The 15162-nt window shown below is 66.9% G+C and carries 12 protein-coding genes and 1 pseudogene; 3 read left to right on the top strand and 10 right to left on the bottom strand.

Going from position 1 to position 15162, the window contains the following annotated elements:
* Nucleotides 1-53: 53 nt before the first annotated feature.
* The 8 genes and pseudogenes from D7I43_RS02480 to D7I43_RS02445 all read right to left on the bottom strand — a co-directional run bounded on the left by D7I43_RS02480 (nt 54) and on the right by D7I43_RS02445 (nt 11890).
* Nucleotides 54-773 carry a hypothetical protein gene (locus D7I43_RS02480; protein WP_120326727.1) on the bottom strand — a complete coding sequence of 240 codons (720 nt, stop codon included), beginning with the start codon at nt 771-773 and terminating at the stop codon, nt 54-56.
* Nucleotides 774-934: 161 nt separating this feature from the next.
* Nucleotides 935-1537 (bottom strand): DUF6642 family protein, encoded by a 603-nt coding sequence (locus tag D7I43_RS02475; RefSeq protein ID WP_420870181.1) that lies wholly within the window; start codon nt 1535-1537, stop codon nt 935-937.
* Between the two features lie 620 nt (nt 1538-2157).
* The gene (locus D7I43_RS02470) at nt 2158-2559 is read right to left on the bottom strand and encodes a hypothetical protein (protein WP_120326725.1); all 402 of its coding nucleotides are present in this window, start codon (nt 2557-2559) and stop codon (nt 2158-2160) included.
* The gene (locus D7I43_RS02465) at nt 2552-3550 is read right to left on the bottom strand and encodes a hypothetical protein (protein ID WP_120326724.1); all 999 of its coding nucleotides are present in this window, start codon (nt 3548-3550) and stop codon (nt 2552-2554) included. The genes D7I43_RS02470 and D7I43_RS02465 overlap by 8 nt, the downstream gene beginning before the upstream one ends.
* A gap of 1018 nt (nt 3551-4568) precedes the next feature.
* Nucleotides 4569-4756: pseudogene (locus D7I43_RS34300) on the bottom strand (IS5/IS1182 family transposase); the annotation flags it as partial.
* A 260-nt stretch (nt 4757-5016) separates the two neighbouring features.
* Entirely contained in the window at nt 5017-7953 is a 2937-nt protein-coding gene (locus D7I43_RS02455) for a hypothetical protein (RefSeq protein ID WP_120326723.1), read from the bottom strand.
* Nucleotides 7954-8020: 67 nt separating this feature from the next.
* A complete protein-coding gene (gene pglX, locus D7I43_RS02450) occupies nt 8021-11578 on the bottom strand; it encodes a BREX-2 system adenine-specific DNA-methyltransferase PglX (protein WP_120326722.1) in 3558 nt (1185 codons plus the stop codon).
* Between the two features lie 72 nt (nt 11579-11650).
* Nucleotides 11651-11890: a winged helix-turn-helix domain-containing protein gene (locus D7I43_RS02445; protein ID WP_120326721.1), complete on the bottom strand. Its 240-nt coding sequence runs from the start codon at nt 11888-11890 to the stop codon at nt 11651-11653.
* A 319-nt stretch (nt 11891-12209) separates the two neighbouring features.
* Here D7I43_RS02445 and D7I43_RS02440 point away from each other — a divergent pair, with 319 nt between their 5' ends.
* From D7I43_RS02440 to D7I43_RS02430, 3 genes are read left to right on the top strand one after another with little or no spacing between them, the layout of a single operon-like run.
* Nucleotides 12210-12485 carry a DivIVA domain-containing protein gene (locus D7I43_RS02440; protein WP_240032771.1) on the top strand — a complete coding sequence of 92 codons (276 nt, stop codon included), beginning with the start codon at nt 12210-12212 and terminating at the stop codon, nt 12483-12485.
* A gap of 2 nt (nt 12486-12487) precedes the next feature.
* A complete protein-coding gene (locus D7I43_RS33410) occupies nt 12488-12823 on the top strand; it encodes a hypothetical protein (RefSeq protein ID WP_240032770.1) in 336 nt (111 codons plus the stop codon).
* Nucleotides 12756-13796 carry an ADP-ribosylglycohydrolase family protein gene (locus D7I43_RS02430; protein WP_204985144.1) on the top strand — a complete coding sequence of 347 codons (1041 nt, stop codon included), beginning with the start codon at nt 12756-12758 and terminating at the stop codon, nt 13794-13796. Before D7I43_RS33410 ends, D7I43_RS02430 begins: the two co-directional genes overlap by 68 nt.
* Nucleotides 13797-13815: 19 nt before the next feature.
* On the opposite strand, the gene D7I43_RS02425 is transcribed toward D7I43_RS02430, so the two are convergent.
* Both D7I43_RS02425 and D7I43_RS02420 read right to left on the bottom strand, forming a co-directional pair.
* On the bottom strand, nt 13816-14688 hold the full coding sequence (locus tag D7I43_RS02425) for a hypothetical protein (protein ID WP_120326718.1): 873 nt from the start codon (nt 14686-14688) through the stop codon (nt 13816-13818).
* Nucleotides 14685-15162 (bottom strand): hypothetical protein (locus D7I43_RS02420; protein WP_204985143.1); only part of this gene is annotated, 478 nt, incomplete at its 5' end. The genes D7I43_RS02425 and D7I43_RS02420, both read right to left, overlap by 4 nt.

Raw genomic sequence — 15162 nt, 5'->3', positions numbered from 1 at the left:
CGCTCCTCTCCCGCGTTATCCGCTGGTGGCGGGTCGCGGCGCCTCGTTCGGCATTACTCAGCGACATCAGGACGACGAGGCCGCCTCCTGCGCTCGTGTCGCCAAATTTCGTGATCCAGCGACGTCGGCGACACGTCGAGGAGTTCCGCGGCCTTCTCCACGAGGCAGACGGCAGTGTCTGGAGCGACGCCCGAGTGACCGAGCGCCCGGGCAACGAATCGGCGGATCATGCGGTCCGGCTTCACACCGGGCAGGCCGACCAGCATCAGCAAATAGCGCCAGGAGATAGCCGAACCCTGCCCCGGCACCGCCAGCCATAGGCTCTTGACCCGCGCTGCGTCGGAGCCGGTCGCCGCCGCGCGCAACTCCTCGCACGTCTCGATCCCCGCCGCCTGTAGGCCCAGGGCCGCCTGGTAGACCGCCTCCGCCTTCAGTACGGCGCCCGGATGCGTCGACACCCTCTGCCGGTTGTTCACACGCTCCGCGAACGTCTCGGGCCCACCAGCCTTCCCGTAGTGCTGGAGCAGCTCGGAGACCCCATCCCGGTTAGGATCACCACCCGCCTCGCGCCGGGATCTGCGATAGCGGTAGACGACATTTTCGACCGCCTTGTACCGGACGCCCACGGACCATATGGCGTCGATGACAGCGAGCGCCAGGCCGTCAGGGTAGCCCGGCGGTAGCGGTGGCCATGTCCGCGGAGGTCCGAGCACCTCCTCCACGAAAGCCGCCAGCCGCCCTGCGTCGGCCACCGCACAGTCCTCCATGTCCACGCCGCCTCCTCCCGTCCGCTGCCTTCATCCTGATCCCACTTGATGGGCGCATGAGATGACGACCCGTGCTCAAGCGAAACGCATTGGTACGACAGCCGACGGCTCGTCGTCCCGGCAGCCTCAGGTGGGCACCCTCGACTCGCTGCTCGCCCGTCCGCCATTCATGCCGGCACACCGGACTCCGGCCGTCTCATTCCCGGAATCCGCGCAGCCGCGCCGCTCCGGCACCTCACGCGAAAGCCGAGATGCTCCGTCAAGGCCGCCCATCGGGCGGACCCCACCAGCTGCCCGACGCTGTTGACCTTCTGGCCGTTGGCAAGCCGGTCGATGAGAACCGTGTCGAAGGCGGCGGACTCGACCCAGTCGATGGTCCTGGTAAAGCCACAGACCATCGATGCGCCGGTTTCCTCCAGGATCTCAGCAAGCGAGGCATCGGAGATCCGGAGGATCGAGCCGGAGTCAAAGTAGAGCCGCTTGCCGTCGCACCGGCCCTGTAGCCAGCTCGCCACCTCCGCCAGTTTCAGTTGGTGTCGGTTGGACAGACGCAACTCGCCGGGTGAGCCGTCTATCGCAAAGATGCCGACGTTGTAGGCGGCGTACTTGCGGGACAGCCACTGGTCGAGGTAGTAGCGCAGCTCGTCGGGTGTGGCGACGTCGCGATGGATGTAGCGGATCCGCCCCAGGCACTCCAGCATCTCCAGTGTTGGTAGCACCGACCCACGCTCAGCAAGATTATCGTCCCATTGGCCCTCTACACAGAACACGCTGCCCGGCGTTGCCACGTCACCATCCCCCCGCGGTCATCGAGGGCCACCTTATCGAGGAGCCTCGGTGCCACACCATCGCGGCAACTGTCCAATGCCTGATGCCGAGTAGGGCCCGCGGATGGAGTCACGATGCGACCGGCGCGCTAGCACCACAGCATTCGACGGATCACGGCCATCTCGCCCCCGTCTAGCCCATACGCCGTTGCCCCGACAACCCTCAGGAGAGCACGCCCCGCCGCCGCGAGAGGCGGCCATTCACCATACTCGGAAGCGCGACTGCGGCGATCGACGACGATGGGTCGGGTCGAACGAGCCGGCGTGAAGCGCGAGACATCGAGGCCAGCCCTTCTCCCTTGACAGATCTACCCAATTGATCCCTTTTCATCCTGCGTAGCGGTTGGCTTCGACGTGGTGCAGGACGAGGAACCAGTTTTGACCACTGAGCGACCAACTCCGTGGGTTCATAGATTTATCCATCATCGACCGCGGCGGACGACCTGGGAGAACGCAGCGACGAAATCGGGATCGCGCAGACTCGTCGGTTGGCCTGCTCCACCAGGTGCTTCAGCGGATAATCCGGCCTGACGTAGATGGTCGCATTTCCTGCATCATCGATGCTAGATCTCGATCACTGCGTTCGGGTCCGCCCAGACGGAGCGCAGTTCCACGATGTCATTGAGGGGCGAGTGCTTGGCGACCTCGACGATCCCGGTGACGCATGCACGAATGGTCTCTGGGTCGCCGTCCTCGATAGCCTTGTCGAGCCTCGTGAAGAAGCCCTGGTGCAGTTCGCGGCGCTCGGCAAAGACGCGATCCAGATAGTCCCGCAAGCCCTGACTCGCGGCGCCGATTCGGGCGATCTCCTTGTCGCGGTCCGCTGCGATTCGGGCGCGCTCGGTCATGTTCGCGTCGATGCCCTTGGCGACGCCGACAATTGCCATGAGGTACTGGGCGGCGTCCGCTGTCGTGGCCGCCCAGCCGACCCCTTCGACGATGGTCTTCCGACGGGCGTCAGGCATTGTCGCGCTCCGGGTCGTAGTTGCGGTACTTGATCACGAGGAATTCACCACTGGGGTCGAGCGTCAGATCTGGATTCACGACGGGCGCGGCGCTGACGTCGCCGACGCCCTTCACGACGAGGAGCGCCGCTTGGAGACGGTGGGCATGATCATCGTTGTCGAGGTCGAACCCGCCGGGCTCGCGCTCAGCCTGCTCCAGGCGGTCAATCGTTTCCCCTGCGCACCTCACGAGGTCGGCCAACACGGTTTGCATCTCGTCGACCCGCTGATCAACGCCGCGAAGTAGTTCGTTCTGGTGGTGGTATTTGGCGATTGCCGTCTTGACGTCCGCCTCGTACTTGGCGACTGCCTTGTCGGCGTCAGACTTCGACTTGATCATCAAGCCGACGCTGAGCGCGACTGCCGGGACCGCCGTGATGATGTTGAGCCGGAGTGCGCCTGCTGCGATACCCCCGCCCCCTGCAGCCTTAGCGCCACCTCCAATCGCCGCAAGAGTTGCGTTTTTTGCCGCTGCGCCGCTCAAGGCGTTGATCGCAGTTCCGGTAGATGCTGTGGCCACCTTCGCTACGGTCGTGTAGGCGGCAGCACTAAGGCCATTTCCGGCGGCAGCCGATGCGATACCCGCCATCGCGGTCGAAATTTCGCCAGGTCCCGAGACCTCGGGAGATGCGTCGATCTCGCGCTGTTCGGGCGCCTCGCCGTTCTCAATGATTTGGCGTCCACGCATCCGCAACTGGCGCTCGTTCCGGTCTGCGAAGGCCTTCATTCGGGGCATCACACTGTCGAGGGCTGACTGTTGACACTCGCCCAGTCTTCTCAACTTCTCAGTGGTGGACTCAGCGGCGGCCCGGTGCTTCGCGTACTCGTCATCGTGCTGGGCCTTTATGCCTTCGATCCTCTTCTTTGCCTGGTTCTCGATGATCTTGTTTCCGATTAAGTTGACCGCCGTCGTACCTGCGGCGACGGCCACCAGAATTACCGGGAACGGCACAGCGCACCTCGAAACTCAATCGTTGACGCCCTTGAGCTTCGGCGCCCGAAGCCTCCTCGCAGCGACAGAGCCGCAACGTTACCGAGCGATGCCGTGACCGTCCATCCGAGAAAAGGTCCAAGGTGGTCAGCCGAACCGACCGTCCACCGTCCGGTCTGCCTGGTTCGTCGGGGTACGCGGGATGAGCTCTCCGAGGAGTGGCACGGCGTCGGCGAAACGCCTGCGGTGGCCTCCGCACAGACGTCGCTGCTGCTTCCACTTGGCGGGTAGGCGATCTTCGCTACGCACCATCCCGGGCCGTTACTGAAACTCCGCGGAATCCGCGTAAATCAGTGTGACGCTGTCATCGGGGGTCGGGCTCAGCAGCGGCGCGGCTCGAAGTAGCTCGCCGTCTGCGTGATTCTTCACCGATTCAGTGAAAGCCGTGACCGACGTGGGTGCCAGCTCAGTGGGAGGCATTTCAACTATGGCCAGGTCCACTGAGGTAGCTTCTCGCCAGGCTGACGAGGGTGACGACGTCCAGGGTGAGGCGGACAGTCGATGAGCACCTGGTCGTAGTCGCCGTCCAGCGGCGCCAGGCCCCAGGCGACACGCTGCTCGCGGCCGGGTAGCTTGTCCAGCTCCCCTGGCGACGGTGAGCATCGCGGCGGTTTCGGACACACGTCGAGCACGCCGCCCTTGTCGGTGCTGGAGTGCCGCACCGGCTCCACCCGGGCGCGATGGCTACTGGTCAGGTCCTCGGCGAGGGTGAACCCGACCGCCGGGGTGACCTTCAGGGCGTCGGTCAGGCAGCCCCGGCGACCGGGCGTGCCGCGGGGGCCCACCCATCTTTCGCCTCCCGCCGCAGCTGGTCTGGTTCAAGCTGCCTGAGCACCGACGGCATCCAGACCGTCATCACCCTCGCCAGCGCGCCCTCCCGCTGCAGGACGCCACCGCCCGGCTACCCGCTGCGACACGTGATCACGGGTGAACGGGATGCGTAGTTTGGCGCACGCGAAGGGGTTGCGACCGGGCACGGGATCTTCGCGTGGGCACGGTTCACGGCCTTCTGCCGGCGTGACAACTTCGCCCGGAAGCGGTGCCGCTTGAACGGTGCGTACACGCTGCCGCGGGCTCCTTGGTAGCCCTCATCGGCGAAGCCCAGACGAGGCGGCCGGCGGCATCGGCAATGACCTGCACGTTCACGCCGTGGTGCTGGTGTTTCCCGCGTCGAGGCGCCGCCACCTGGATCGGCGCTCGTTGCGGTGGTGGCTGATGCGATCGGCCAGGTGGTTCACGGTCCGGCTGGACAACGAGATCGTGCAGAGGTAGGACAACGCAGGCGAGGCTCCCGGTCGGGGCATCGGGTCTTGGTCGATTTGCGGTCCTACGCCTTGTTGATCGTCCGAAGTGAGTCACGCCCGCCCTGCCATCATCGCTGATCTCGTGTGTGTCGGCCGGACCCCCATGTCACCGTGACTGCCGGCTCACCCCTTGCGGCGATGCGAGCGCACGAACGTGTGGCCGTCGGGCAGCGGGCGGTTCACCACCTGCTTGGCGCGGATCGCCTCCTGATGCAGTTCTTTCTGTTCGTCGGACGCCTGCCGTCCGGCCGGGAGGCGACGCACGAAGCCGTTCACCACGTGCTCGCGGCCGGTGCACTGCGATTGCGCATGCCTGGGTGGGGGCGGAGCGATGCGCTCCAATCGCGGCGCGTAGCGCAGAAGTCGGACGCGCGTTTCTCCCCGCCGGGGTGGATAACTTGGCTGACCGCTGCCGTCAAGGCTGCCTGATATTCGTCCGATGCGCTGTTCTTTCACCAGCCGCTCGACGGCGGGATGGATGCGTGGGACCCGCTTCTGCGGCATGCCCAGCTCCAAGCAGTTGCGCACCAGCGCTTCCTCAGCCAGGATCGCGCTACCGTCCGCACTGAGGTGACCCAGAATCCGCAGCGTGCGCATCACCCAGGCGGAATCTGACAGATCGTGGTCTTGCACGCCCGGTTTCACCCCGGGCGCGTTTTCCCTGGTGACAACCCGTATGTCGTAACGGTGCCGGTAGGTCAGCTCATCAATCCGCTCCGGCTGGGGCAGCAGTTCGGTGCTCGCCCTGATCCGGCGCTCACTCGGGCGCCAGCGGTAGGTGACCAGGGTTCCCGGGAGCATTCCGCGGGGCCAGCTCACCCCGTGCAGTTCCCACCGTCGGCCGGTACGTCGAAGCAGCACCTCGCTCTCGGTCTGAACGGGGGATGACCCTCGACGGGGATGGTCAACGACCAGGCGAAGGCGTTGCCTGTCCTCGACGGTGGCCTTCAGCCCGTCGGGGAGTTCGGTCCAGCCGTTCGTGAGGTGGACCTGACGCAACGCGCCCCGCCATCGGAGCTCCCCCTTGTCGAACCCACCCGGGATCCAAGAGGCCCCGCCGCCGTCCTCCGGCGACTGCGCGCTGGTCGTCTCTGCCAGCCTGCGGAACTCCTCCGCGATCTTCTTCCCTGCAGCCTTGATCGCGTCCGTTCCGCCGGCCTCGCCAGCGCGGATCGCGAGGTCAGCGAGTTGCCCTGCCGCGTCTGCACCGCGATGGCGCTCCTGGCAGCCGCTAGCCGAGGCCGACACCTTGCCGCGACTCTGAAGCAGCCGCGTCAGCAGCTTGCGGGTTTGCTCAGTGACCGGAAATCCCAGTGCCTCGGCGACGAACTCGACCTTCACGACGTGGTTCACCACGGAGGCTGCTCGCTGGTCGCTACAGAGGACGTGGACGCGCGACACCTCACCGCCGAGATCCAGAGCCGTGCGACATACTGCCTGCAGCCACGCGTCATGCACGTTGGCGGCCTGACCTTCGCCGGCGCCCCACTCCCCGTGCTCGGTCACCCAGCCATAACCGAAGCGTCCCGTTTCACTGTCATACCGCGGCTCGGTGACACCGACCATCCTTCCGAGGTTCGCCGACAGTTGCCGGCCCAGGTCGCGGCAGGTGAAGGAATCCGGTCCGCCGCTACAGGTGGTCGCGGTGACCTCCCCGACTTCGACCTCTCGGGGCTTGGAGGCCTCCTTGTGCGTGTCGCCCGCGCCCGCGCTCGCCCGTGCGGACAGACGCTCCCGAACGACGGCCGCCACCTGCGGCGCGCACGTCAAACAGGGGTTGCGCGCGGACCACCGCGGACAGGACCTCCGGTGCTCCGCGCTGGCCCGCGCCACCTCGGATGCCAACGCCGGCTCGGTCCGATAAACCATCTCCGTCGCCTCCTTCAGGATGGCGATACGGAATTGCTGGAATCGTTCCTGCCCGTACTGTTGCAGCACCTCCAGCCGGAGGGACTTCAGCGCGAAGTCAGCCATCAGGTTGCGCGCCGACGCCATTGCGTATGCGCGGGCGGCAGCCCGCAGTCTGCCGATCTCCTTGGCTCGCTGTCCCTTCGACAACTTCCCACGCAGCGCCCGGTCACACCGGTCGCGGGCAGACCTGAGCTGAGACTCGACCTCGCCAGTGCTCGCCGCCCAGCGCTCCACAACTGCGGGATGTTCAAAGGCGGCGTCAGGCTGAGTTACCTTCGCGTCGGCTATGACGGCCTGCATGAAGGCCGTGTCGTGCATACGCAGAAGCCGACGTACCGCGGGGGGCAGAGCCTCATCGCCGGACGTCCGGTCGCCGGTCGCCGCGGTGAGCCAGGACCAGAGGCGAACGGCGGGGACGCTGATGGCATCGGGACGCAGGCCTCGTTGCCGCAGCACGGAGGCGAGTGCCCGGTCGTACTTCTCTCTGGCGATCTCCCGCACGATCAGCGTGCTCAACCGGTCCGGTACGCTGCTCGTTCTTCGGACGTGGGCGACCCGTTGCCGGTAGCGGTTTTCGAACGAGCGAACAGCGGCGATGCGTTGCTGGGTCAATGCCCTGACAATTTTGGGCGCACCGCGTCCGCTGTGCCGGGCCACCATGGCTTCGCCCTCGTCGAGCAGTTCCGCATAGCGCAGTGCCACCGGAAAGATGGGCTCGTCCTCAAGAACTCTGAGCGTCCGTCGCTCCTCGGGCTTCAGCTTCGCCCCGGCGGCCCGGTCCCGCAGGATGATGGCGAGCTGTGTGAAGTTCCCGCGGAGGATGCCCGGTGCGCTACGCCAGCCCTCTCGTTTCTCCGGCTTAGCACTGATCGGCGTGGGTTCCCGCGGCTCTGCAACGGACGGCTTCCACGGCTCGGGGACGATCGGCCGGATGGGTTCGGCGTGCGGGGTCTTTGACAGTTCGGCATGGCAGCCCTCGCACATCGGGGCTGACCAGTCCCATTCAAGGGTGGCGACTGTCTGTGTCGTCGTGTCCCGGCCGCAGCGGCGACAACGGAACGTCACCGCTGACTGAAGCCGGTACTGCTGCAGTCGCCCCCGGACGGGAAGCATCTCCCTGATGTGCCAGCCGGCCGGGATGTCTCCCACTGCTGCCGCTCCCTTCATCCCGGCCGGCCAGAAGACCGGCCTCAGGGTGAGGAGGTCCAACGTGTTGCTATGCCTTAGCCTTGCGGCCGCGGGTGGCCTTCGGCGGGCGCCAGGAGGTGAGCACCTCGTCGGTGAGGTGCAGCCGGTTGGTGGTCTCGGCGAGGAAGCCGTCGTAGATGTCCGCCGGCGATGCGCCCCACTCCGGATCGAACTCGCCGTGCCACTGGCGTACCCAGGGAAGGATCTCGCGCAGCCCCGCGACGAGCGGCAGCAGCCGGTCGGCGGCCCAGCCGTCCTCCTGCTCGCGGGCGACGATCAGGGTGGCGAGGGCCTGGGCCTGTTCGCGGTGGTCCCAGCCGGCCCAGCCGACCAGCAGCGACGGGTCACCGTCGCGGCTGGCACCCGGGTACGAGATGAACCGTTCCTTGGGCACGTCGAGCTTGCCGCGGTGCTTCCAGTAGCTGCCCTTGAGGAAGTCCGCCGACGTGTACTTCGGCGGCACCGGGATCTGCTTGCGGAACTCCCGCTTCGCCGCCTCGTCGGGCAGTGCGTCCTCCTGCCGCTGCAGGTCCCACACGTGCTCCCAGTCGGCCCGCTTACTCAGGCCGGATTCCTTGTAGCGCAGCGCGGCCAGGTGCGGCACATGCTCGTCGGCGACCAGGTCGGCGATCACCTTGCCGAGATCCTTACCGGGCGCGTAGATGCCGGCGACGGTCAGCACGTCATCGTCGCGGCGCAGCTCGTCGGCGAGCTGGGCGGTGGTCAACGGGCGCGGCTGTTCGAGACCGTCGACGTGGTGGTACCACAGCTCCCGCGCCTCGCACCGATCCAGCAGCCAGTCGCGCAGCGCCTTCGCCTGCATCGCGTCCCAGCCCTCGCTGGCCCAGCGTCGCTTGCACTCCGGCCGCTCGATCAGCCCGATGTTGCGGTTGCTCTCGATGACCGCGATCCGCCGCTCCACCACCGCCCGGTACTCGTCCGACCAGTGCGCCGGCAGCTCCGTGATCGGCGTCGACCCGTGCCGGGCGAACCACTGCGTCTCCAGGCCCTCGTCGCGCATCTTGCGGGCCAGCACGATCTCGAACGCCCGCTCACCCAGCTTCACCTCCGGCACCGAGCCGGCCGGGGCGGTCAACTCCTCGTCCAGCAGCCCGTAGAGCGAGTAGACCTGCCAGTCCAACTCCTCCTGCAACGCGATCATCCGCGCCCGGATCGAGTGCCACTCCCGCTCCGCGGCGTAGAGCCGTTCGCGGGTGGGCACGCCGGAGGCCGCGACCGCCGCCGGGGTCACCGTGGCGAGCTGCTGCGCCAGCCCGTCGATCTCCCGGCTCAGTTCAAGGGGGTACGCGGACGGCAGCGGAAACTCCTGCAGCTTGGTACCCGTGAACTCGTAGAACCGTTCCCAGTCATCAGGAGTAAATCCTCCGCCCTCGCCACGGATGCCCTTGTCGTGGCTGACCTGCTTGAGCCAGAAGCAGGCGGTCGAACTGTTAAGCACCCCGAGCAGCCGCAGGTGATCGTCCTCCGACGCCCCCTCCGGCAACTTGATCACCGGCGCGTGCGCATCGAAGACCTTCCCACCCCTGTCCAGCACAAAGTGGTTGTGAGTGACCACGTTGGGGAAGGTGATCGACAGCCTTGTCGTGTAAGCAGACGCAGTGTGCTGCATGTACTCCCACCACTGCCGTCCGGCATCCGCCATAGTTCCCTGGAACGTCCGACGAGCAGCTAGCGGCGTCCTCAGCAGCCAAAGTTCGTTTTCAAGCCCCGGCTTGACCCGCCCATCTTCGTAGGGATACCACGTCAAGAGCATCTCGTGCATCGACCAGTCCCGAACCACCTCGCCTTGCACGATTGGACGAAGACGGCTGAGGTCAGTTCCGGGAGCCAGAGAAATGGGCCGCGGACGGTTGAACGCGTCATCAGACCCGACGCGCACTGCGCGTCCTACAGGCGGGTCGATCCTAGACACAAGCAGCTCAGGAGCTGCTTCGATGGCGGTGCGGACCCCGTCCGCGCCGCCACCGGAGAGACTCCATGGGTGGCGGGCAAGACGTTCTCTCGGCATATCGACTACATCAAGCCATTCCGAGTGCGAGCCCGGGTCGTTGATTTGGCGAACGATAGCCTGCCAGACTACACCGCTGCCCGGTTCGTCAGGAGCGCCTGGCTCGCCGCGCACGCTGAGAGCAACGCGAACGACATCAGAACGGGGCCCCGAGCTAGGACGGCCCGCAAGGATTACCGTCGGAGTGCCATGCCCTGGGATATAGGCTCCTGAGGTGTCCACGACGTGGCTCAGCTCAACGTTTTCGATAAAGAACTCTTCAATCAGCTTCTTTCCGAATCCACGCTTCATGAAAGAGTTAGCCGTGATTTGGCCGACGAAGCCGCCACCCCTGCCATCTGAGCCTGACCGCCGCGCCAACTCGAAGAATCGCTGCGCAAAGGGCACTGACAAGGCATAGGTGCCGGCGCACGCGCTGTAGATCCCACGATATAGCTCGTTGAGCGCCTTGTCCTTGACGGTGATGTACGGCGGGTTGCCGACAACGACGTGGTACCGGCCGCCCTCCAGGATGCCGACGTGTTCCTGCAGGTCCTCGGTGCTGTACTGCAGGTCGGCCAACTCGTCAAAGAACAGCAGAAGCTGTCGGTCCTTGATGAGTGAATCGCCGACCGCCAGGTGCATCGGGAAGACGTAGCCGGCCGAGTCGGCGAGGGTCTTGACGCCGCTGGCGCGGAGGGCAGCGACCAGGAGGCGGAAGCGGGCGATGGCTACGGCGAACGGGTTGATGTCGACGCCGTGGACGGCGTCGAGGGCGAGGCGTACCCGCTCGTGGGGGTCACGGTTCGGGGCGTGCCGCTCCCACTCCTTCAACAAGCGCTCGAAGGCGCCGAGGACGAAGTGACCCGAGCCGCAGGTCGGATCGATCATCTTCACGACGTCGTGGCCGAACTCATCAATGGCCGGGGTGAGGGTCAGGTCGAGGATGAACTCCTCGACGAACTCCGGCGTCTGGAGCAGCGCATAGGTCTTGCGGGCCGCCTCGGAGAGATCCTGGTAGAGGTCGCCGAGGAAGCGGGTGTCCCACAGTTCGTCGCGGAACTTGTGCACCAGGTCGCCCTGCTCGGTGCGCCGGCGCCAGAAGGCGATCAGATTCTTGGCCTCGTCGTGGGACAGCGGGATCTGGTAGAGCGGGTTGTGCCGCTTGTCGAAGAGCGACTTGCCTGCCTGGGTGCTGGCGATGGCGTCGAAGCCCTGGTGCAGCCAATCCCGCAGGGTCTTGTCGGGGTGTTCCCGGAAGAACTGCGCCTCGGCCTCCTCGGCCAGCACCAGCCGATCCCCCGGCCCGGCGAGGTAGGGGTCGGGCAGCAGGCCGTTGTCCTCGCAGAAGCGTACGAAGACGGTGCCGAGCACCCACGCGACGGCGACCTGCGTCACCCGCTCGTCGCGCCAGGCCGCCCAGGTGGCGGCGGTACGCCCGACCTTGAAGGCGTGGTCGTACTCGCCACGCAGCTTGAGGCGCACCTCCTCGACCGACTCGGCCTGCTCCCGCAGGTCCTTCTCCAGGTTCTTGACCTGCTTCTGCAGGTCGGACAGCAGCAACTTCCGGTCGATCACGCGAAGACTCTAGTCGCCCCGCCGAACGGGCACAGGTACCCGTAAGGCCTGATTCCGTCGCCGGGTCGCTACCTACGGTTCCCGCATCCAGAGCTTCGGGTCATTCACGAAGATGCCCTTGCCCTGGTGACGCCAGATCACGCGCAGCGCCTCAAGCCGCACATAGGTCTGCTTCACGGTCGACGGGCTGACCTTGTACATCGCGGCGAGTTGCGCAATCGAGGGCAGCTTGTCCCCTGGCTTGAGCTTGTTCGCCCGGATGTCGGCGACGATCTCGTCGGCGATGCGGATGTAGTCGGCAGTAATCGGCATGACTCCCCCTGCGTGGCACGCCAATTCGATCACGCAACGACACCCCGCAACAACTCTTCGTTTGACTCAGATGGCTGGGACAGCTAAGTTGAAGACCGCCTCTCCCCTTGCGTGGCAACAAGGAGCAGAGGCATCCCCCTGGTCGGGGCGGGTGTGTGCCCGTCCCGACCGACCGGACTGCTCAGCTGTCGTACCGCTGAAGAGAGCTGCGGCGGCGGAGCGGGCGGGTCGTCCGCGGCCCCCGCGCGGACGACCCGCCCTGCCCAGCGCCCACCAGCGGGACCCGTCGCGGTCTCGCGTGCCCGTGGAGAGGATCGTCGTGGCTCAGGTGTATCGAGGTGGTCGGCCCTACCCCGCCGGATATCCCGGTCGGCTGACGCCGCACGAGGTGCGCACCCGCGAGTTCGCCGCATGCCGGCGCGGTGTCGACCCGATCGAGGTACGCGAGTTCCAGGCGCGCGTGGCCGACGAGCTGGCGGCGCTCAACGAGACGGTACGGCTGCTCGCTGAGGAGAACGACCGGATCAAGCGGGCGCTGCGCGACTGGCAGACCATGCACGCCCGGGAGTGCCGGCCCAACGAGGGGTACTGGTAGCGGTGCGGCCCCAGCCCGGTGACCTGCTGCGGATCGACGGTCGCGCCTCGGTGCAGTTCGCCGGCGACCGCGCCCTGGCCTTCCGCGTCGTCTCGGTGTCGGACCGGCAGACGTACCCCGGATGGATCTGGCTGACCGGCTACGTGCTCAACCGTCGCGGCGCGGCGACCGCCAAGCGCGAGATCTACGTCCAGCTCGCCGGCCTCCGCCCGGCCGCCAGCGCCCCGGCGCCGAGCCGCCCTCGTGTCACTCACCTCTATGCTTCCCGGGATGACCAGGGTGACGGCAGAGCAGCTCGCAACCGCTCGGGGCTGCGTGCTCGGGCTGATGCTCGGTGACGCAATCGGCGCGACCGGCGGCAAGGTGCCGGCCAGCGGACCCCTTCGGGCCACAAGCGCCGGTCAGCTCGCCTGCTTCACCATCGAGGGCATCATCCGCGCCAACATCCGAGGGACTCACAAAGGCATCTGCCATCCGCCCAGCGTGGTGCGACACGCCTACGCGAGGTGGGCGGCGATGCAGGGCATCCCAGGGATCAAGCGTTGGAAGGAGGAGGGCTGGCCGGACGGCTGGCTCGCTCAGGTGCCAGTGCTGACGGTTCGACGCGGGTCCGCGCCCGCCACGGTCTCCGCGTTGCAGAGCCAACCGAACTGGGGCGCCGAAGACAGCGAGTGGACCAGCGTCGGGGCGCACGGGCTCACTCGCACCCTCCCTGCCGGTCTCGTGGAATGGTGGGGCCCGCAACCCGGACGGTTCGCGGCAGAGGTGGCGTCCACGACACATGGCCAAGAGGCGGCTGATGCCGCGGCCCTGGGCGTCACCGTGATCGCGAACCTCGCCAAGCGCCAGGACGTGCTGAAGTCGGCGGAGCTGGCGCAGCGGGAGTGCCAGTCGCTCGTGCGGGTCATGACCGGGTTACCACTCTCGTCGGCCATACACGCCGGACGGGACCACCCACGTCAGGCCAAGGTCCTGGCGCAGCTCGCGCCGGATGCTCGCGCCGCATCGGCCCTGGCCGGAGCCGTCTACGTGGCTCTCTCGTTTCCCGACCGCGCGCAGCTACGCGATGCCCTGATGTTTGCCGCGTCCGTTCCGCACGGCATGCACGTCGCCGCTACCGCCGGGGCGTTCCTCGGCGCAGCGCACGGCGTAGATGCACTCCCCGTTGACCTCGTATCCAGGATGGAGCTGGTGTGGGTCGCCGACGTCCTGGCGCAAGACCTGCTCACCGAGTTCGTCGACGGCCCTTCCGGCAGCGGCTACGGTGACGCGGCCGATCCGCACTGGTGGGACCGCTACCCGGGCTGGTAGCCAACGGCAGCGCCCGGGATCACGGCCCCGGCGCGGGCCGCCGATGCTCGGCGTCCCCGCTGAGCAACTGGTGTGCGGTCCTGATCGTCGGCGCGACGGTTTCATACAAGTACGGCGCGCTGGTCAGCCGCCCCCAGTGGTCGGTCAACCTCATTGCGGACGGATGGGTGAAGGCGGCAACGAGCGTGTCAACGCCCGATATCCGCGCCCGCTCGAGGTGCGGTGCCACCTGCCGGCGACGGGTCATGAGCGCGGTGAGCGCCTTGTAGACCTCGACGCCCTGCACGATGCAGAGGGTTGGCTCGAGGATCTGGATCGTGGCAGCCATGTGCGGCGTGCAGTTCCGGCTCATCGTCGGGTTGCCCAGCGATTTGCTGGTCCCGGTGACGACCGCGGAGCACAACCGCATGTTGGCCATGGCGTAGGCGTCGAAGAGGTGCACCGGAGCACGGGTGCCGTCGAGGCGAAGGTGCTCGCCCTCTCGGTCGGCTCCGGGATCACGGCCAACGGCCAGCCGCAAGGCGTTCGTGACACCGCGCATGTGCGGGTTTCGCGCTCCGAAGGTCAGGCTCGCCGACTTCATCACCTCGGCGTGGCGCTCCTTCAGCGTCACGCCCGCTCGCGCCCGTCCGGTCTCCATGGCGATGACCAGGGTGCGCGCCGGACGGCCGTTGACCAGCAGGTCGTAGTGGTGGCCGACATGCGACAACTGTCCGGCGGTGAAGGAGGCGCCCGCTTGAGAACTCCGGTTTCGGCTGAGGACACTTCGCTGGCAACTGCCGAGCATCCGGCAGACGAACTCACCCGACGGCGACAGGACGTGCTGAGCCATGTACTGATCGAGTTCGCCGATCCGCCGTGCCGTGGCGGTGGTGTCGCTCGTGATGGTCATGGCGCCGCCTGCACCTGGGTGAGCAACCGCTCGCCGGGCGCTTCCGCTCGGGCACGAGGCGGGGTCTCGCGTTCGGATCCGGGCTCCACGCCGATGAGCGCATCGCGGAGCAACGCCGTCTCCTCGGCACTCGGCGGCCCGGCGTACCCGGGCTGCCACACGACGATGAGCCGTTGGCCGGAGGGGAGGGTGTGGACGCGTACCTTACGACCAGCAGCCGTCGAGCGGTACATCGAACTCCCCGCGTCAAAACCTCCTGCGTCGTCGAGCGGCAGCGATTCCGCGATCGTGTGCCACGACCGGCCGAAGGCGAAGACATCACGCACCGGCAACTCGGCGATCGGCTGTGTCGGCGGCCAGTGAATACTCCCCGTAGGCGGCCATATGTCGCCCCGCTGGTGGCCAGGGATCTCCCCGTGGATGGCCAGATACCTCCCCGCTGACCAGGTCAGAGTGCCGGTCGGCGAGGGTCGA

The sequence above is a fragment of the Micromonospora globbae genome, from assembly GCF_003610785.1.
GTDB lineage: Bacteria > Actinomycetota > Actinomycetes > Mycobacteriales > Micromonosporaceae > Micromonospora > Micromonospora globbae.
Note: the sequence above shows the minus strand (reverse complement) of the source record. Positions and strands in the feature narration are given on the sequence as shown.